Raw genomic sequence first — 20,024 nt, forward strand, 5'->3', positions numbered from 1 at the left:
GCGGGAATGGCAGGGGGCGCTAGCCCTTCGCAAAGACGGGAGGTTGACGATGTCGAGACTCCACGCTCTTGTTGTTTGCTGCGTAAGTATTGGTTTGCTTGTGTTGGCTGATCCCCAAGTGCGGGCCGCACCGTTCGTCCAGGCGCTTGCTACGTTCACGCCCACCCCAGCGCCATCGTTTACCCCTTCACCAGATACGACACCAACGCCCTTTGCCACCATTCTCCCTAGCCCGCCGCTTCCCTCATCACCGCCTGCAACGGCGACGATCACCGCCTCGGTGACAGCTACGGTTCGCCCTACGATGACAATGCCGCCACCTGAGGCCACGCGTGGCACCGTGACGCCACTGCCGGCACCGGCACAGGAGGTAGGTCTTGAGATCAGCAAGACCCTGCTTGGTAGTGATGAAGTTCAGGTCGGCCAGTACCTCACTTTTACGATTCAAATTCGCAATACTGGTTCAACCGTGATCACGGAACTTCCGCTTGTTGATGAGTATCAGACTGAGATCCTTGATCCGGTCGTTGCGTTGATGGTGCCGCCGCCGACGAGTCAAGAACCAGGTATCTTACGCTGGGCAAATCTGAGCGATACCTTTGGTGATTTTGCTCCTGGTGAGACGATCGAGGTGATCGTCGTCTTTCGGGCGATCACGATCGAGGATGAGGTCATCAATCGGGTGCGCGTCGAGGCTGGCGAAGGACTGGGAGGCGAAGGAGGTGCGGCGGCTGAAGATAATGCCGGGGGTACGATCAAGGGCGGGCGCATTGTGATCGAGAAGGCCCTTGTCGAGAGTTTTGTGCAGCTTGATACGCCGGTGATTAGCTTTACACTTTCGCTGCGCAACGACGGGTTCGCCGATATTGTCCGTGCGCCGGTCGTGGATTTCTACCGCCCCGATCTGCTCACCTTCACCGGGGCGAGTGTGCCGCCCGATTTCCATAATCCGGTGACTGGTGAATTGCGCTGGGATGATCTGCTGGCAAGCCTGGGCATCGAACGTCTGGCCCCACAAGCGATGGTCTCGTTTACGACGGCCTATCGGGTCAACGGGCCGATTGAAGATGCCGTCGTCAATCGGGCCAATGCGGTCAATGTGGCCGACGAGTTTGGCAATGCGGTCGTCTCACCCCGCGAGGCCGAGGTACGCATTCGCCTGCGTGGCCCGGGTGGGGCCGAGTTGCCGACACCAACACCAGTCGTTGCGCCGATCGAAGACGAGCAGCCGACCCCGGCCCCGGCCAGCGCGACCGCGACGGTGACGAGCACGGTTGCCCCTACGCCGACCCTGGTGACGACGACCCCAACGCCAACAACGGGGCCAACGCAAGGCAGTGCCGAGGCACTGCCAACGGAAGCAGCGGGCCAGCCTGTGACGTTGCCGGTGACAGGGGGGCGCGGGTTGACGACGGTGCCGGTCTTCATTGCGGTGCTGATCATGATCGCCGGAATTGCCTTGCGCTATGCAATGCGGCAACAAGGGTAACCGGGCGCGCGAGCGCCTCGGCCTCGGGGTGCGAGACACCCTCGCGCCCAGGCTTGGGCAGGAAGGCTAGGGCGGAGGAGGGCAGTGATGAAGCAGCAAAACAGCTACCGATGGTTGCGTATGTGGCGCTATGGCACCCTCGTGATCCTCTTTGCTCTGCTAAGTAGGTATCAAGATGGCATGCTGAGCGCCAGCGAAACAGCGCTTCCGCGTCAGCAGAAGAGTGTTGGTTCCAGTGTCGCTTTGATGAACCTGCCGCTTGTCTGGCAGCGTCCGTTCCTTCCATCCACTGAACAACGCCCCTCGCTCCTGAGCACGACCCTAGAGCAAACCGCGCTACCTTCGTGGTCTGCCAGGGGTTCAGCGGGGCGAGGGTTGAACGGGCAACCCTTTCAGGTCTGGATCCCGGTAATAGCAGAGGCACCAGGGCCACGCGCGAATTTGCGTTTTGGTGCAGATCGCGATGGTGACGAACTGCTTGAAGAAGGCACAAGCTTCAGCTTTGGTCTGACGACCCTCTACTATGCGGTTCGCATCACCGACAGCAGCGAGGGCCACTTTCGCGAAGAATGGATCATCAACGGGCAACGCCAACCAACGCTTGAGCGGAGTGGCCTCTTGCCGCAACCGGAAGGGGGCAGTTATCTCAGTGGCATCACGCTCAGCACGGGAGCTCCGCTTCCCATTGGCGTGTATGAACTCCATATTTTCGTTGATGCGCGCCTGGCAGGTATTGGGCGCTTGCAGATTCTGCCGTTGCCGTAAAGAATGCTTTGGACAGAATGTGCTATCATATGCGGAAACATCAAGAAGGTGAGAGGCGATCATGACGCAGGGGTCAGCTGAATGCCCAGTTGTGCTGGTAGGGCTGAGCGGGGCGGGCAAGTCTACGGTCGGGCCGGTGCTGGCGGCACGCCTTGGGCGTCCGCTCTGTGATACCGATGCACTTGTGGCGCACGCAGCTGCGATGCCGGTGCCCATGATTTTTGCGACCCACGGCGAGGCGATCTTTCGTGAGCGCGAGGCTGAGGCGCTCGCCAAGGCCCTTGCGGGTGAACTGGCTGTGGTGGCAACGGGCGGCGGCATTGTGTTGCGACCCGCGAATCGTCAGTTGCTGCGCGAGCATGCGTTTGTCGTCTGGCTTGATGCGCCCGATGGGTTGCTGCTGGCGCGCCTGCGCACCGACGCTGAACAACGCCCGCTCCTTGGCGCTGAGGCGGCCACCCGCCTCGCCACGATGCGGGCGGCCCGGGCGCACTTGTATGCCGAGGTTGCCCATGTGACGGTTGAGACGAGTGGCCTCACGCCTGAGACGATTGCCGATCAGATTGTCGCTGCGTATACAGATGCACTGGTGCGTGAGAGACGGAGTTGACTTCATGGCGAGGATTGAGATTCATGCCTGGTATCGCCAGTATCGCAAGCTGAAGGATCAGGCGGCTGATGCGATTCTGCTCTTTCGGTTTGGCGATTTTTATGAGACTTTTGATGATGATGCCAAGCTGATCGCCGAGTTGCTTGATGTGACGCTGACCCGCAAAGATTATGCGGTTGATAAGAGCAAGCCCCGTGATCAGCAGAAGCTCTATGCGCCCATGGCCGGGATGCCCTACCACGCGGTTGAGCGCTATGTGACCGATCTGGTTGGGCGCGGTTATCGGGTGGCCATTGCCGAGCAGATGACGGAGACCGAGGCGTCGCGCAATGATACGCGCCCGCGTTCGGTCTTTGCCTCGGGCTTGCAACAGACGACGCCCACTGAACACGGCAGCAAGATGGTGCATCGCGAGATTGTCCGGGTGATTACGCCCGGCACCGTCGTTGATAGCTCGATGCTGGCTGCGACCACGAATAATTATCTTGCCGCCGCCCTGGTAGAAGGCGAAGCCATCGGGTTGGCCTATGCCGATCTGAGTACGGGTGAGTTTGCGGCGGTTGAATTTTATGGTGAGCGCAGCGCAGCCCAGTTGCACGGTGAGTTGTCGCGCCTCCAGGCTGCCGAGGTGTTGGTGCCCGATCTTGAGAATCTGCGCCTGCCCGAGTTTGCCCCGTCGCAGTCTCGTTTGACTCAGGATCTCGCGCCAATGACCAAAGATGAGCGCGACATGCTCTTGCCGCACGAGCGGGTCGCTCGGCGGCTTGACCAGGCGAGTGAGGCGCGCTGGACGCAGGGCCATGTGACGGCGTGGGCTGCCTGGCGCTGGGATCTGCGTGAGGCGACCGAGGTGTTGCTGCGTCAGTTGCGTGTCAGTTCGTTGGCCGCCTTTGGTCTCGATGCACACCCCCTGGCAACCCGCGCGGCTGGCGCGTTGCTCCAGTATGTCCACGAGACGCAACGCCACCATGCCGCTCAGCTCAATACGCTGCGCGTCTATGCAACGGGCAGTTTTATGCTGCTCGATCCACAGACGCGGCGTAACCTTGAGTTGCTTGAGCCACAGCGCCAGGGGGCGAAGACCGCGCTGATCAGCGTGCTCGACCGTACGCGTACGCCAATGGGGGCGCGCCTCTTGCGGCGCTGGCTCAATCAGCCGTTGCTGGAACTGGAGCCGCTGCTGGCCCGTCAGGCGGCCGTAGCGCGGTTGGTCGAAGAGACGGTGTTGCGGGCTACGTTGCGTGAGGCGCTTGGCCCGGTGGGTGACATGGAACGGGCGCTCAATCGCATTGCGCAGGGCAACAGCGTCGCGACCCCGCGTGACCTCGTGCAGCTGCGCAGTTCGCTGCGGGCGCTGCCGGCGGTGTTGGCAGCGGTTGGCGTTGTCCTCGCTGAGCTCTTGCCAGCGGAGGCAGCGCACAACGATGCGGTGGCGGCAGCGCCCTCCCGTGAGACCGATGAGGATCTCTTTGGGGACGCTGAAGACGCGGTGGTGGCGCAGCAGCCGCTGCTTGATCCATGTGGCGATCTGCTCGCCCTGCTCGAGGCGGGGCTTGATGATGATCCGCCAGCGCTGCTCGGGGCTTCCAATTATTTGCGCGCTGCCGAAGAGGGCGGCGAACGCCCGCGGCGCGTGATCCGCCCCGGTTTTGACCCACGGATGGATGCGCTGGTGCAGGCGAGCCGTCATGCGCAGGAATTTATTGATCGCCTGGAAGGCAAAGAGCGCGAGCGTACCGGGATCAAAGCGCTCAAGGTTGGGTATAACAATGTCTTTGGCTACTATATCGAGCTCTCGCGCAACGTGGATGAGCGGCTGATTCCAAAAGATTATGAGCGCAAACAGACGCTGGTCAGTGCCGAGCGCTATATTACGGCTGAACTGAAAGAGTACGAGCAGATCATTGATCGGGCCAGGTTGCAACTGACCGATCTCGAACGCGATGCCTTCGGGCGGCTCTGCGAGGCGCTGAGCAAAGGCATCGAGCGGCTGCGCAGAGCGGCGCGAGCGCTGGCGCACCTCGATGCGATGGCCTCGCTCGCCGAGGCTGCGGTGCGCGGGCGCTATGCCCGTCCAAACCTCGAAGCGAGTACGCGCCTCCAGATTACCGCCGGACGCCATCCCGTCGTCGAGCAAGTCCTCGAAGATGCGTTTGTCCCGAATGATCTGCGGCTCGATACCGACGAGGCGCAACTGCTGATCATCACTGGCCCCAACATGGCCGGCAAATGTGTCGTCGGCGCGACCCTGGTCTTTAGTGAGCACGGCCTGGTGCGGATCGCCGATCTGATGCCATCTGAGGCTGTCGAGGGCGCATTTGCGCCCCTCGGAAGGGTAGTGCAAGGCCTTGAGCAACCCCGTGAGGCGACCCATTTTTACTGCGGGGGCCGTCAGGCGACCATCAGGCTGACCACCCAGCACGGCTTTACGCTTGAGGGCACGCCCGAGCATCGCGTGCGCGTGCGGCAACCCGACGGCCACGAGGTGTGGCGTTGCCTCGGTGACCTGCAACCCGGTGACAGGGTTGCCCTCGTCTGCGGCGTCAATCTCTGGGGGCGTGATCCAACGATCGCCCCGGCCCAGGCCTATCAACTTGGGCATGACCTGGGGAGTCGAGGCAAGATCCTGTCGGTGACGGGTGGGCGCTGTGTGAAGTTTGGTGATACTTCGCGCCCTGGGTGCGCGGGCGTCCCGCCCGCTGGTGCTCCGGAAGCGGGCGGGACGCCCGCGTACCCAGGCATGCCAGCAAACATAGTTGACAGACTACGCAATGCTTCACAGGTGGATAAGACCTTGCCTACGGCGGCTGATGACAGCCTTGCGCAAGCCCATCCAGAGCGAGCTTGTTGCACGGCGACCTCCTCTGCCGATTGCGTATGCACCCTGCCAACCGCGCTGCTCGGAGCGCCTCGCGAGACCATTGTCGCCTTTTTGCAGGGTCTCTGTGCAAGCAAATTCGCCTCATTCCAGCCCTCCGGCATACTTCAGTGGCTCATGCCCTCAACGGCAATTGCGCAGCAGGTGCAACTCTTGTTGCTCAACCTGGGCCTCATTGCGACGGTTGAAGGTACGATGGTCGGGTTACCGCTCGATGCGTTGCCGAATGACGTGCTCTTGCATCCCAAGCGCAGCCTCCGCATGCCCAAGCAACGCCCGTTCGACGACCCGGTCGTCAGCCTGACCCCCGGCGAGGCCGAGGTGTATGATCTGTCGGTGGACCACGATCACGCCTATCTCGCCAACGGCCTGGTGAGCCACAACTCGACCTGTCTGCGCCAGGTAGCCTTGATCGTCCTGATGGCGCAGATAGGCTCATTTGTGCCCGCTGAAGCCGCAACGATTGGCCTAGTTGACCGGATCTTCACGCGGATCGGGGCGCAAGACGACATCGCGACCGGCCAGAGCACGTTTATGGTCGAGATGACCGAAACGGCAGCGTTGCTCTTGCAGAGCACCCGGCGGAGCCTGATCATTCTCGATGAGGTTGGGCGCGGGACTTCGACCTACGATGGCATGGCGATTGCGCGGGCGGTCGTCGAATACATTCACAACGAACCGCGCCTGCGTTGTCGCACGCTCTTTGCAACCCATTATCACGAACTGACCGCGCTGGAAGCGGTGTTGCCCCGCCTGCGCAACTATCATATGGCAGCGGTCGAAAAAGAGGGCCAGGTCGTCTTTTTGCACGAACTCCGCCGGGGCGGGGCCGATCGCTCCTACGGCATTCATGTCGCACAACTGGCGGGCATTCCCCAGGCCGTGATCGCACGGGCAAGCGCATTGCTGCGTGAACTCGAAGGAGAGCGGAGCAAGCAACTGGGGAAAGAGTCCGGAGAGCCTCTTGCCCCCGGCGAAGCAGGTACTGAACAGACGCCTCCCGACCCGGCAGAGGGCGTTGCGTTGCCATCACGCGGGCGCCGCGACGACGCGACCATGCCACGTAGCCCAGCGGATCACGGCGACAGTGCAGAGCCAGGCGACGAGCGCGCTGCCCACGACGAGACAGCAGCAGCGCCAAGAGCACGGCACACGCCACGGCCCGTTGCAGCAGAGACTCTGGTCGAACCAGCGCCGGTCGCGCTCAACGCACCGCCCTTTGAAGGGCAACTGAGCCTCTTTGACCTTGCGCCGAGTCCCGTGATCGCCTACCTCCGTCGGCTCAACATCAACGAACTGACCCCGCTCGACGCCCTGAACCGGCTCGCCGAGTTGCAGCGTCTGGCTGGTGACGAGCATCGTTGAGAGAAGCAGAAACATTATTCTATGTTGCATGTCAAAATCGCTGGTCTTGGATCCTATCTTCCCGAACGCATCGTCGCGAATGCGGAACTTGAAGCCGCTTACGGCCTGGAAACGGGCTGGATCGAGCGGGTCACAGGCATCAAAGAGCGACGCCGGGCGACCCACGAGACAACGGTGCGCATGGGATCCATCGCGGGGCAGCGTGCGCTTGCTGCCGCCGGGCTTGCCATCGACGACGTTGACCTGATCGTCGCGGCAGCGAGCGGGCGGCAGCAGGCGATCCCCTGCACCGCCGCCTATCTGCAGCGTGAACTTGGCGCACCCGACGGAGGCAGCACCTGTTTTGACATTGATGCCACGTGTCTCAGCTTTCTGGTGGCCCTGCAGAGCGTTGCGCACCTGGTAGCCGCCGGCAGTTACCGGACAGCGCTGATCATCACGAGTGAGCGCACGGGCTACGCACTCAACCCCAAGGAACCCGAAAGTGCCGTGCTCTTTGGCGACGCCGCCGCTGCCGCTGTGATCGTCCGCACGCCCGCCAACGAAGCGAGTGCGGTTGTCTGGGAGCAATTTGCGACCTACAGCAGCGGGGCCGACCTGACGGCGATCCTGGGCGGCGGCACCCTGCACCACCCGAACGACCCGACGACGACCCCAGAGATGAACACCTTTGCGATGAACGGGTCAGCGATCTACAAAAAAGCCGCACGGCTCTTTGAGCCCTTCTTCGACAGCTTTTGTGACCGCACTGGCTGGGCGCGCGAAGAGATAGACGCCGTCGTACCCCACCAGGCCAGCGGCCATGCCCTGGAAATCCTCGCCCGGCGTTACGGCTTTCGGCGCGAGCAACTGATCATCAACCTGCCCTCACGGGGCAACTGCATTGCCGCCTCGATCCCGCTGGCGCTCGCCGAAGCGGTTGCCGATGGACGGATCGACCGGGGCAACCGAGTGGTTCTGCTTGGCACGGGGGCGGGGCTCACGCTGGGGGCGATTGGGCTGATCTTTTAAGACGATTTCAGATTGCAGGCCGCCCAACGTGACCTTTAGCCGCCCCACTGGCAGCCGTGTGAAGCGCGACGAGCATCGGCACCAGGCAGCACCAGCAAAAACTTTCGCGATTCTTGCATTTTCTCGCTTCGTGACCGCATGCGGTAGTATATCACAGCGACTGCGCTTGGCGGCCGTATCACGCAGCCGTGAATTGTTCATCTGGCGTTTCGTCTATTGACCTTATAGGACCGTGTGCGGGATACACCCGGGTAGCACCCTTTTCTCGGAGGAGTCTCCAGGTTGCCAGCGTGACAGGGTTGTCGAAGGCGTAGACTTCCGGCGGGAGATCCCCGGTAAAGACTGCTCCGTCATCAAGGAGAAGCGAGACACAATGATCAGAGTGGCCGGGCGTATGAAGGATTTCTCCTGCAATTCCGATCCGACTGAGGATCTGGCGGCTCTGCGCAAATGAGATGGTGACGTTGCCATTCGCTGTAATATCAACGTAGTTGTCCCATGGCTTTGTCCAAGTTTTCATGATGGGGATGGCTTCAACCTGAACATTGAGTACGAGGAGGGGAACGCCTTCCCTCTTCAATTCCTCTGCAAGCCCTGCATGGTCAATGTGATAGTGGGTCGCGAGTGCGTAGCGAATCTCACGGAGGGGTATCCCCATCTTCTTGAGGTTCGCCTTCATGGTGCCGAGGGTCCCTGGCCAGCCGATGTCAACAAGCAAGCGAGAAGCGCCCGCGCTTACAACCCAATAGTTGGTTGAGCGATAACCAACGTTCACAATCGTCACGGGTGTTACTTTATCCATAGTTCGCTGCGTGCTGCCGAACGCCCTGCCGTTCGGCGGCACGCCATTGCTGGCAGCCGCTTCTATTGGCGCAAAGGCAGATAGAGCATGTGTCCCTGCCACTCATCTTCGGTACTCGCCTCTGCTACCAGGAGCAAGTCCTCTATAACCTGACCAATCGGAATAAGATGTGTCCATGAGCTGTGGGAGCATTCCGGTCCAGAAGCTCTCGGGCAGCTCGGTATCGATCACCGACTCGGCGTAGGCCATCAGCCCGCGCGCCTCGACCTGGCGGATGTCAAAGTCGAAGGCCGTCTCGGGGCTGGCGGTATAGCGCCCGCGCAGGATCGACATAGCGTACCAGCGCCGCACCAACTGTTCGAGGTCCGCGGCGGGTACGTTCTCGGCGCGGCCGCGCAGGTACAGGATATAAGCGAAGTTGACGGCGTTCTGGCCACCGATCAGGTCGCTCGTGACGAATCCCGCCGAACGCAGGATCATCGTGATGCGGTCGAAGTGCGTCTTGTTGATGAAGCGCAGGACACCCTGCTTGAGCCGCCCGAACGACGCCTCGGCGATGGCGTCTTCGTACTGCTTGGTCTCGAAGTTACGACCCGAGAGCAACGCGACGAGGTCCGCCAGTTTGCCGCGCCCGAACTCCGAGGTGAATGCCACACGCAGCATGTCGGTATAGGTCGGGTCGTAGATGTCGTCGTTGACATCCTTCAACCAGCGCATGTGCGGCAGGAACTCGGAGGCGGCGAAGGCCTTGTCGCCCTTCTCAATGCGCCCCAGGAAGTCGGGGGCCACGGCGAGGTGGCAGAAGTAGTCGATCGCCTTGCGCAGCATGTTGCCACCGTAAGTCTCGTTGGCGGCGATCTTCGACATGGCGAAGTCGGCCTGGGAAAGCTCGGCCCCGGCGGAGTTCACGCGGATAAAGATTTCGGTGACCGGTTCGATGTCGAATTTCTCCGTCTGCGGGTTAAAGGCGATGCGGATACGGACGGTCTCGTAGTCCTTTGTCAGGACTTCACGCCCGAGCAGCCCAGCCATCAGCGCAGTGACTCGCTGCTGGCCGTCGATCAGAATACGCTTGCCCGCCGAAGGCGTGCCGTCCTTGAGCTTCACCGTCGGATTGCGCCAGGCGATGAGGTAGCCGATCGGATAGCCCTGATAGAGCGAGTCGAGGAGGTTCCGAACCTTGGTCGGCTCCCATACAAACGGTCGCTGGATCTCGGGGATAGCGATCTCGCCCGACTTGACCCAAGTCAGGAGCGTTTCGATTGGGTGCGGCGTGACGGAATAGCGTTGTGTGGACATGCTCAACGTCTCGTTTTCAGGAAGTCGTCCAGTTCACTCACAGCGTTTCTCTGGAGGCCTAACATGAAGTAGCCAGCGATTCTGCAGCCTCGATCAGCCTTACCCGTGCTCTGCCGCGATGATACCACCTAAACCCGCCCTGCATCGCCTTACGCCGCACGTTTGTCGCCTATCCACGATCCTGGTCGCTGCGAGGCCGCTTCTTCTGTGCCTAGGATACGACATGCCGTATCATTCAAGCTGATCAAATGGTATGCATCAGAGAAGTTTTTGTACACGTAGATTCATCTCTAAGCAAGAAGTACGAATGAATTTATTACCGAAAACACCCCGGCTTGCTCAATCAGGTATGCACCGCTGTCCACCGGAAACCCGATGCATTCCGCACCGACGAGGCCTCATCTCAATGCGGTTCAAAGATACTGTTGGCAAACTCGGTTTTTAACCATGTTGTCCCCTCTGAGGAGGCAAAACAGGCGTTGTGGCGCTGTCACTCCCCACTCAGGCCCGCAAATGGCCTGGCTGAGGAGCTTGCTTCCCCACCGACGCTCGTTTGCCAACAGTATCTTGCAAAGAAGCTCACGCGAAGGCGCGAAGAGTTCGCTCACGTACGCGAAAAACGTTGCGCCTTTGCGCCTTTGCGTCAAAACAAGCGCCTTCTTTGCGAGGTTTTCCATATCTTTGCGCCTCTGCGCCTTTGCGTCAAAACAACCAGTCTTTTTTGTGGCGAAGTGGCCCAGCGCGGTTCTTTACACCGGCGTGTTCAACAATTCGCCAAGGTGATGATCAACCTGCTGGATAAAGGTTGGGGCAACCCCGAACAGCCCCAGGTGGCCAAGCAGATCGTCAATCACGCGTAATTCACTGCCCGGAATCAGTGCTTGCTCAGCCTGACAATCGCGTACCGGGAAAAACATATCTTCGTTGATTGGCATCACGAAGGTTCGCGCCGTAATCCGCCCCAGGGCCGCAGCCAGATCACCGTTCGTATGACGTGCCACATCGCCGTGCTGCCATTTCCAGGCCATACACAGCAGCGCGTTGGGATCCATCGCCGTAAAGTACGGCTCGAGAAAGCCCGTCAGAAAGGCCTCCTTCGAGTCAAAGTCCATGCCGCGCCAGATTTCCTGCTTCCAAAACTCGGTCGAGAAGCCCATGACCGCCCAGAGGCGGGCCTGGCGCTTCAAACCGGTGATGACCTCGGTGTGTGCGCGATAGTTCCCCCCATTCCAGCCTGGATCAGACCAGATCGCCTCGTTGAGGGTCGCGGTAAACAGGTAGTCGTGGGGCGTATTTTGGGCTGTTCCGGCAATCGGCGCCGCACGCAGCACCTGGTCGGGAAAGCGTACCGCCCACTCGTAGGTCTGCTGTGCGCCCATCGATCCGCCAACGACCAACTGGAGCCGTTCGATGCCAAAGTGTTGACGCAACAGACGCTCTTGCGCCACCACGTCATCGCCAATCCGCACGCGGGGAAAGTTCGCCATGGCGATCGCCGCATTGGGGCCGGTCGCCGTATGCGGCGAGGTCGACAGGCCATTGCCAATTTGGTTGATCGCAACGATGAAATACTTTTCCGGGTTCAGGGCATGCTGGGGGCCAACATACACATCGCGCCAGATCTGATGGGTGCCGGAATACCAGGTGGGGATCAGAATGGCGTTATCCTTGGCGGCATTCAGCGTCCCCCAGGTCGTGATCGCGAGCTGACAGTCGGGAATGCTGCCACCTTCTTCGAGCTCAAGCCGACCAATGCTGACGAGTTCATACTCGCCGTGAAACTCCGGGCTATAGTACGCATTCTCAATCATGCTGCTCCTCCTTCGGCGCAATGGGAACGCGCACCTTGCTCGTCCCACCTGGCGACTCCCTCGTCATCCCGCGTGCGATAGCCATCCATCATCATACGTGCGTTCTCCTCATTGAGATGCAAAGAATCCCCCTTTGACAACCAAGAACCCCCTCGGTCGCACCACCTGCCGCCCCACCCACCGTCTTTTGAGCGAGGCAAAGAGCCTGGCCCTCAAGCAGGGCACAGAAACCATCCCCACGAGCGGGGAAAACCAACAACGCTTGCTTCGCACAGACTTGGTATTTTTAGTATACCATGATGTAGTGCCAAACGCCCTGCCTTCGTGCATAGGGCGCAGGGCGATTGCATCATACGAAACCGGATACAAAGAGACACTCTATCAGGGCACCCGCCAGGGGTGCCCCTACCGGCCGGGGGCTGGGCACCCGCAAGGGGTGCCCCTGCCGGCCGGGGGCCGGGTCCGGGGGATGCCCTGGCGGGGTGCATACTCAACGGTAATTGATAGAAGAGGCTATCTGAAACGTCGACGGGTTGCTCTGGGGTGCAGGCTTATGGTTTTCAAGCAATGAATCCGCTCAAGTGAGGCACTGCGTATGCCTATTTTCACCAACTCTACCGGCTGGATCTTGGCAACGAGGTCAACTGCGTATGCGCTCGGCTTGAATGACGCTGGGGCGCTCACGCATTGCTATTGGGGGCCACGCCTCCCCGATCTGGCTGACTATCCGCCGCCGCCGAGTCCTGGCGGTTGGAGTTCGTTTAACCTTCCGGCTCAATTGACGCCTGAAGAGTTCCCCGGCTATACCGGGAACACCTTCATTGAGCCATGCCTGAAAGTGACGTTTGCCGACGGTGTCCGCAATGTGGTGCTCGGTTATGTGGGGGCGACCATCCTGCCAGGGCCGGTGCCCACGTTGGCGATCACGCTCGAAGATGGGTTCTACCCGTTGCGCGTCACGCTCTTGTATCGGCTCTATGAAGCCTATGATCTGCTTGAGCGAGCGGTGCGCATCGAGAATCTCGGGACAGAACCGATGCTGATCGAGCGGATCTGGTCGGCACTCTGGCATCTGCCGCAGGACGGGCGTTACCGGCTGCGCCATATGGTCGGTCGCCATCTGGACGAAGCGATCCTGCGGCACGAGCCGCTCAGCGAAGGGGTCAAGCGCCTGGAGAGCCGTCGGCTGGCGAGTAGTCACCACCATAGCCCCTGGTTCGCGGTCGATCGCGATCCGGCCATCGATCTGGGGCAAGGGGCCGATGAAGGCACGGGGGAGGTCTGGTTCGGGGCGCTCGCCTGGAGCGGCAACTGGCAGATCGCGGCTGAAGTGACCGATTTCGGTTCGACACGCATCGGCCTTGGCCTGAATGATTGGGATTTTGCCTGGCGCCTCGGTGCCGGCGAAACCTTCACGACACCCGTGAGCTACGCAGGCTACACCGCGGCTGGCTTTGGCGCCATGAGCCGCTGCTGGCATACCTTTATCCGTGAGGTGATCTTGCCCGGTGCGCGGCAGGTGCAGAAGGTCTTTTACAACTCGTGGGAGGCAACCCACTTTGACGTTGATGAAGCGTCGCAGATCGATCTGGCCGCAATCGCTGCGTCCCTCGGCGTAGAATTGTTCGTGCTCGACGACGGCTGGTTTGCGGGGCGCAACGATGACACGGCGGCGCTGGGTGATTGGCGCCCTGATCCGCACAAGTTTCCGCACGGACTGACGCCACTGATCAGGCGGGTGCATGAACTGGGCATGGCGTTTGGCCTCTGGATCGAGCCCGAGATGGTCAGCCCGAAGAGTGAGCTCTACCGCACGCATCCCGACTGGGTGCTCCACTTTCCCACGCGCGCCCGCACCGAGAGCCGCCATCAACTGATCCTTAACCTGGCTCGGCCCGACGTGCAGGATCACCTGATTGCCCAATTTGATCGCCTGCTGACTGAGCAGAGCATCGACTTCATCAAATGGGATATGAACCGCAACGTCAGCGAGCCAGGCTGGCCTGCTGCGCCGGGCGAGCCACGCGAGGTCTGGGTACGCTACATCGAAGGCGTCTATCGGGTCTGGGGAACACTGCGTGAGCGACACCCACACGTTGTCTGGCAGAACTGCTCAGGCGGTGGCGGGCGGGTCGATCTCGGCTTGATGCGGTTGGCCGATCAGTTCCAACTGAGCGACAACATCGATCCGACGCGCTTCCTGGCGATGCAGGAAGGATTTTCGCAGATCTTTCCCGCGAATACGATGCACGCCTGGGTCGCCGATCTGCCTGCCTCGCATCTCTCACTGCGGTTCCGCTTCCATGTCAGCATGTGCGGCATCCTGGGCCTTGGTGGGCACCTGGCGCAGTGGACACCAGAGGAGCGGGACGAAGCGGCAGCATTGATCGCCCAGTACAAAACGATCCGCACGCTCGTCCAGTTCGGTGCATTATACCGACTACGCTCACCGCAGCGCCATGCCTTCGCGGCGGTACTGTACGTCGCACCTGATCGCTCCGAAGCAGTGCTGTTTGCCTTTCGCACCCACCTGCCGGCGCAGACGCGGCTACCACCGTTGCGCTTGCAAGGGCTTGACCCGCAGCGGCACTACACAATTGAAGGCCAACCCGAAGTACGCTCGGGCGCGGCATGGATGCACCTCGGGCTGCATCTGCATCTCGACGATTTTGCGAGTTGCGTGGTGCAGATACGTCAGGTGTGAACGACATAACCGTCGGCTCATGGTCATCCAGTACATCATCCGGTATGCGCGACACGGGCGAGACCGCACAGGTCTGCGAGACCTCATCGGGGCGGGAAGACCTGTGAGGTCTTTTCCTTGCAATCCTTGATCGGCACGGCGAGGCAAAGCAAGACCTCACAGGTCTGGACGAGACGTCACCAGGGCTGGAAGACCTGTGAGGTCTTTTCCTTGCAATCCTTGATCGGCACGGCGAGGCAAGGCGAGACCTCACAGGTCTGGACGAGACCTCACCGGGGCGGGAAGACCTGTGAGGTCTTTTCTTTGCAATCCTTGATCGGCACGGCGAGGCACGGCGAGGCAAAGCAAGACCTCACAGGTCTGGACGAGACGTCACCGGGGCGGGAAGACCTGTGAGGTCTTTTCCTTGGAATCCTTGATCGGCACGGCGAGGCAAAGCAAGACCTCACAGGTCTGGACGAGACGTCATCGGGGCGGGAAGACCTGTGAGGTCTTTTCCTTGCAATCCTTGATCGGCACGGCGAGACAAGGCAAGACCTCACAGGTCTGGACGAGACGTCACCGGGGCTGGAAGACCTGTGAGGTCTTTTCCTTGCGGTGATCCTTGATCGGCACGGCGAGGCACGGCAAGACCTCACAGGTCTGGACGAGACGTCACCGGGGCTGGAAGACCTGTGAGGTCTTTTCCTTGCGGTGATCCTTGATCGGCACGGCGAGGCAAGGCGAGACCTCACAGGTCTGGACGAGACTTCATCGGGGCGGGAAGACCTGTGAGGTCTTTTCCTTGCAATCCTTGATCGGCACGGCGAGACAAGGCGAGGCAAAGCAAGACCTCACAGGTCTGGACGAGACGTCACCGGGGCGGGAAGACCTGTGAGGTCTTTTCCTTGCGGTGATCCTTGATCGGCACGGCGAGGCAAGGCGAGACCTCACAGGTCTGCTCGTCCGCATTGGAATGCCCTCATCAAGACCTGTGAGGTCGCTTCTCGTCCTTCTTTGACGAGACCTGTGAGGTCTGGTAGAGCTAGCACAAGCAATTTTTCTCGCCGCTCGTTACTAAGAGAGTGAGTTCGATTGTCTTTCCAAGAAAGCGGCAGTGAAGGAAAATTCTTATGTCTACCCGTCGTGTTAGCACGCGCAGTCCACTCCTTATGATCATTATCGCCGTACTCGTGCTTGCCGGGCTAGGCGGCGGTGCATACTGGTATATTGCCCAGCAGCAAGCGACTGAGGCTGCGGCGACGGCAACCGAGGTTGCGCAGACAAGCGTAGCGCAACAGGCATCCCTGGCGGCGCAGCAGGCGACGAGTGAGGCGGAAACGCAAGCAACCGCGACAACCCAAGCCCTTGCCGCCGCCCGCGATGCCGATCTGGAGCGCCAGTACCAGGCGGGGGTGGACTACCAGAACGCGCAGGACTTCAGCCAGGCCCGAGTCGCCTTCCAGTCAGTGATCGCGATTAGCCCCGGCTACCAAGACACCGCCGAGCGCCTGCGCCAGATCAACGAAACAGAGGCCGACGCCTACTACCAGCAAGGGCTCGCCTCGTACCGTGCGGCGCAATGGGCCGACGCTATCGAGCAGTTTGACCGCGCACTGACGATCATCCCCAACTACAAAGACGCCGCAACCCAACGCGCCGAAGCGCGCCGTCGCTTCAACGCCACCCCGACCCCGACGCTCGCCCCGACACTGGCCCCGACTGCGACACCTAACCCCGATGCCACGCCAACCCCCGAGCCTCCCAGCGCGAGTGCGGAAGAAACAGCAACGACGGATCCTGCGCGCAGTGTGGCCTTCCGTGATGACTTCAATGCGACCATGCGCGAGGAGTGGGAGCCTATTCACAGTGGGTTGGCGGTTGTAGACGGCAAGCTCGTCGGCAGTGAGGGTTTACTCATCTACAAACCGAGCGGTGACAATCACATCATTACGACAAATGTTACGGGGAAGATGTTTGCCGTGATCTTTCGCTTTACTGACAACGAGGGCTATGCATTTTTCTGCGATCAGGGAGACTGCGAGTGGCGCAAGTTTATAAAAGCAGAACCTAATGTTCGGAATGTTTATCTTACCAGTTTCACTTCTCTTTCTAGTGTGGTTAGCAGTGCCGCACTCAAAGAAACCAAACCGCATACCCTGACGATTGAGGTTCGTGGCAACAACTTCCTTGCTTTAGTTGACGGCGAGCCGTTCAGCAGCATCCTGGATAACACCCACGCCACTGGCGGTGCCGGGCTGTGGGCTGGGCAGCCGAGTGTGTTTGACAGTTTCGAGGTCGAGTTACTGCCGTAAGCCTACGCAGATCTTCTGCACAGGCACCGACGCCGACACCATTTGTCATCCTGAGTACCACATGGCCCGTGGGCCCGCAGTGCCGCGAGCAACAGGGTGAGCACCCGTCAGACCGCACAGGTCTTGAAGACCTGTGCGGTCTCAGGCGGGTTTGTTGTTTCGACAAGATTTCAGCGTGCTGTACCGTTGACGCTCATTCGGAGTGCCGACTTATGGTTTTACAGGAAATGATCCGCTATGAACCCGATGCCGTGAGGCTGAAGCCCTCGGCTAGGGGAAGCGAAGCCCGCCTGCGCGGGCGAGAGCGGATTCATTTCTGGAAGACCATCAGTCGGCTGAGCGGGAAGTCGACTGAAGTCGGAACTCCGAGTCTAAGGTAAAGCTGATCCGGCCCTTCGGAAACCATGGCTTGGGAGCAGAGCCGGAGGCGGAGCGAAAGGTCGCGGGCGGCCCCACGCCCGTGATGCTTCGCGGCGCTCGTAATGCGGTGAAAAACGGAACCGTGGCCGAGTGAGTGTCTAAATTATTGGGTCTATTGTACTATCTGCAAAAAGCTGGGGTGGAGGCAAAGGGTGTGTTAGAATGCGTTCTGTTCGACTAACACGAGTGGCTTGTTGGGTGGGAAGTAATCCGCTATGGTTGATGTGAATATTGATCATCGTGTGCGCCTGGTACGGCTGAGAAGCCAGGTGCTCGGGGTGGTACGCTCGCTGTATGTCTATCTGCCACCTGAGTATGCATCCGAGCCGCGCCGTCGCTTCCCGACGCTCTATTTGCTACGGGGGCACGAGCGCGAATGGGTTAATGCGACCGAGGATGCAAGTCGCGGATCATCAACCGCGGTTGATATCTATGAGCGTCTGCGTGCTGAAGCACAGATTGGCCCAATGATCCTGGTGATGCCCGGGATGGCCAGCGATGATAATGCTGTGCCTGGGATGTTGACTGATTTTCATAGTCCCGAACGGGCACGGTCTGTGCCCGGCGTTGGCACCGGTCGTTTTCAGCGCTTTTTCTTTGAAGAGTTGGTGCCTACCGTTGACCGCCGCTTTCGGACACTGCCGCCCGCACGGAGCATCGTCGGCTTTTCGCTCGGTGGGTATATGGCGGTCAAGGCGGCGGCGTTGCACCCGGAACGGTTTGTCAGCGTGGGAGCATTTGACGGCTCATTTCCGTATGCTTCTGATGGAGGAACTACCGCCCGCAGCGCCGACGGCCTCTTTGCGCAACCAATGTTCGCCCCGGTCTTTGGGGCACCGCCCGATCTTGCCCATCTCAGCAGCAATAATCCGATCTGCTTACTCTTGCGCGCCGATCGGGCCGCCCTTCAGCGGCTGACCTGGGTGATCCAGTATGGCCCACAAACGCTTGAGCCGTGGGGTTCCAATTTTTACCGTGGTGAGTATCTGGGGCGAGTGTTGCAGAGCCTCGGGATTGCCAATGCGGTCGCGTCACCGGTACTCGAGGGCGGCGATCATACGTGGCATAGTGCCGACCGCTATCTAGCCGCGACGTTGCCTTTGCACTGGCACGCCATGAACTAGCTACCTATGCCAACAAAATCACAACCTCCCGATATGATTGTCGCCCTGCGCAGTTTGCGCTGGCCGCTGGCTGGGGTGGGCGGCCTGATCTTTGCGCTCACCCGTCTGGCCGAATCGCTCTTGATTGATCTACGCCCAATGCCGCCCGTTGTCCAGACGCTTGAGGCTCTCTTCTGGGGCGCTATGGCGGCGGGCGCAATCTATGCGGTTCTGAGTTGGGCCGCCCGTCAGGAGCAGCGCCGCCTGACGAGCGAGGCGAATATGCTTGACGAGTTGCGCTCGGCCAATGCCCGCCTCGAGTTGCTCTATGAGTTGAATCAGCGGGTCGCCAGTAGTGACTCACTTGATGCGGTGCTTGATTATGCGATGACCCTGCCGCCGCGCCTGCTGGGGGCACGTGCGATGGCGCTGGTACTCGAAGATGATCAAGGTGTCGCCCTGACAGCGCGTTGTGTCGGCCTTTCTGAGGATCAACTGACCCTGGCCCGTACGGCGTTTGGTGTGATGAGTGAGCCAGGACGGGTACGTACGCCCACGGTGCTGCTCCCACGGAGCAAACCCCCTCAAGGGCTGACCGGATGTGTGCTGGTGCCGCTTGCCGAACGCGATGATGAGCCGATCGGCTGGATCGAGGGGTATATCGTTGATGTCCAGCGCATTACCGGCGCGGCTCCCACTAGCATAGACCTCACGGCCCAGGCACAACGCGAACTTGAGCCAACCGTGACGACCCTGTTAATCACCGTGGCTGGTGAATTAACTGAAGGCATCAAGGGGAGTCGCCGCCGTGCGCGTGAGTTAGCCAGTATCGCCGCCCTCGAGCAGGCCATCACCGAAGAACGGACCCGAATTGCCCGCGATCTCCACGATGGTGTCGCCCAGAGCCTCGCCTTTCTCCGGATGCGCATTGCCCTCTGGGAAGACTGGCTTGACCAGGAACCCGAGCGCCTCGCCGAAGAGTTTGCTTCGGTCAAGGCGACGCTGCGCCGTCAGATCGAGGAATTGCGCCGGGCCATCTTTGCGCTGCGTCCAATGGAGTTGAGCCAATTAGGTTTTGTCGCGGCTTTGCGTCGCTTTGTCGCCGATTTTGCCGGCCAGCAGGATTGGGAACTGCAACTTGAACTGAGCAATCTGCCGCCCGATCTCCCCCATGTGCTCGAGCTCGCCGCGTTTCGGTTTGTGCAGGAAGCCTTGAACAATGCCGCCAAACATGCCGCCGCCCAGCACATTGCGGTCATGCTCAAAATCGTGGATAACGGTCTCCAAATTGTCGTGCGTGATGATGGCGTCGGCTTTGATCCGGGTGCGCAGGCCGAGCAGAGTGGGCCACACCTGGGCCTGCGCCAGATGCGCGAGCGGGCCGCCGTGCTCGACGGGCGCCTGACGATCCTCTCGCGCCCCGGCGAAGGTACCGAAATCCGCGCCTGGCTGCCAATGCGTTATGTTAACTAA

The 20,024-nt window shown here is 60.5% G+C and carries 11 protein-coding genes and 1 pseudogene; 9 read left to right on the plus strand and 3 right to left on the minus strand.

Going from position 1 to position 20,024, the window contains the following annotated elements; all coding sequences use genetic code 11:
* Nucleotides 1–49: 49 nt before the first annotated feature.
* The 5 genes from EKD05_RS20110 (at nucleotide 50) to EKD05_RS20135 (ending at nucleotide 8,118) form a co-directional block, all read left to right on the plus strand.
* Nucleotides 50–1,489 carry a hypothetical protein gene (locus EKD05_RS20110; RefSeq protein ID WP_129676492.1) on the plus strand — a complete coding sequence of 480 codons (1,440 nt, stop codon included), beginning with the start codon at nucleotides 50–52 and terminating at the stop codon, nucleotides 1,487–1,489.
* 87 nt (nucleotides 1,490–1,576) lie between these two features.
* A complete protein-coding gene (locus EKD05_RS20115; protein WP_129676494.1) occupies nucleotides 1,577–2,254 on the plus strand; it encodes a hypothetical protein in 678 nt (225 codons plus the stop codon).
* Nucleotides 2,255–2,315: 61 nt separating this feature from the next.
* Nucleotides 2,316–2,864, plus strand: coding sequence for a shikimate kinase (locus tag EKD05_RS20120; RefSeq protein WP_129676496.1), 549 nt, complete (start codon nucleotides 2,316–2,318; stop codon nucleotides 2,862–2,864).
* A gap of 4 nt (nucleotides 2,865–2,868) precedes the next feature.
* Nucleotides 2,869–7,107, plus strand: a complete 4,239-nt coding sequence (gene mutS / locus EKD05_RS26850) for a DNA mismatch repair protein MutS (RefSeq protein WP_165360845.1) — start codon at nucleotides 2,869–2,871, stop codon at nucleotides 7,105–7,107.
* Nucleotides 7,108–7,128: 21 nt separating this feature from the next.
* Nucleotides 7,129–8,118 (plus strand): 3-oxoacyl-ACP synthase III family protein, encoded by a 990-nt coding sequence (locus EKD05_RS20135; protein ID WP_129676498.1) that lies wholly within the window; start codon nucleotides 7,129–7,131, stop codon nucleotides 8,116–8,118.
* A 178-nt stretch (nucleotides 8,119–8,296) separates the two neighbouring features.
* On the opposite strand, the gene EKD05_RS20140 is transcribed toward EKD05_RS20135, so the two are convergent.
* The 3 genes and pseudogenes from EKD05_RS20140 to EKD05_RS20150 form a co-directional block, all read right to left on the minus strand.
* Nucleotides 8,297–8,920: an MBL fold metallo-hydrolase gene (locus tag EKD05_RS20140; RefSeq protein WP_129676500.1), complete on the minus strand. Its 624-nt coding sequence runs from the start codon at nucleotides 8,918–8,920 to the stop codon at nucleotides 8,297–8,299.
* 165 nt (nucleotides 8,921–9,085) lie between these two features.
* Nucleotides 9,086–10,219, minus strand: a pseudogene (locus EKD05_RS20145) (DUF262 domain-containing protein); the annotation flags it as partial.
* 749 nt (nucleotides 10,220–10,968) lie between these two features.
* Nucleotides 10,969–12,030, minus strand: coding sequence for an alpha/beta fold hydrolase (locus tag EKD05_RS20150; RefSeq protein ID WP_129676502.1), 1,062 nt, complete (start codon nucleotides 12,028–12,030; stop codon nucleotides 10,969–10,971).
* A gap of 595 nt (nucleotides 12,031–12,625) precedes the next feature.
* On the opposite strand from EKD05_RS20150, the gene EKD05_RS20155 reads away from it, so the two are divergent.
* From EKD05_RS20155 to EKD05_RS20170, 4 genes are all read left to right on the plus strand, one after another.
* On the plus strand, nucleotides 12,626–14,734 hold the full coding sequence (locus EKD05_RS20155) for an alpha-galactosidase (RefSeq protein ID WP_129676504.1): 2,109 nt from the start codon (nucleotides 12,626–12,628) through the stop codon (nucleotides 14,732–14,734).
* Between the two features lie 1,112 nt (nucleotides 14,735–15,846).
* Nucleotides 15,847–17,028 (plus strand): tetratricopeptide repeat protein, encoded by a 1,182-nt coding sequence (locus tag EKD05_RS20160; RefSeq protein WP_129676506.1) that lies wholly within the window; start codon nucleotides 15,847–15,849, stop codon nucleotides 17,026–17,028.
* A gap of 635 nt (nucleotides 17,029–17,663) precedes the next feature.
* The gene (locus EKD05_RS20165; protein WP_240695870.1) at nucleotides 17,664–18,572 is read left to right on the plus strand and encodes an esterase family protein; all 909 of its coding nucleotides are present in this window, start codon (nucleotides 17,664–17,666) and stop codon (nucleotides 18,570–18,572) included.
* A 6-nt stretch (nucleotides 18,573–18,578) separates the two neighbouring features.
* Nucleotides 18,579–20,024, plus strand: a complete 1,446-nt coding sequence (locus EKD05_RS20170) for a sensor histidine kinase (protein ID WP_240695871.1) — start codon at nucleotides 18,579–18,581, stop codon at nucleotides 20,022–20,024.

The sequence above is a fragment of the Candidatus Chloroploca sp. Khr17 genome (genome assembly GCF_004138165.1).
Lineage (GTDB): Bacteria > Chloroflexota > Chloroflexia > Chloroflexales > Chloroflexaceae > Chloroploca.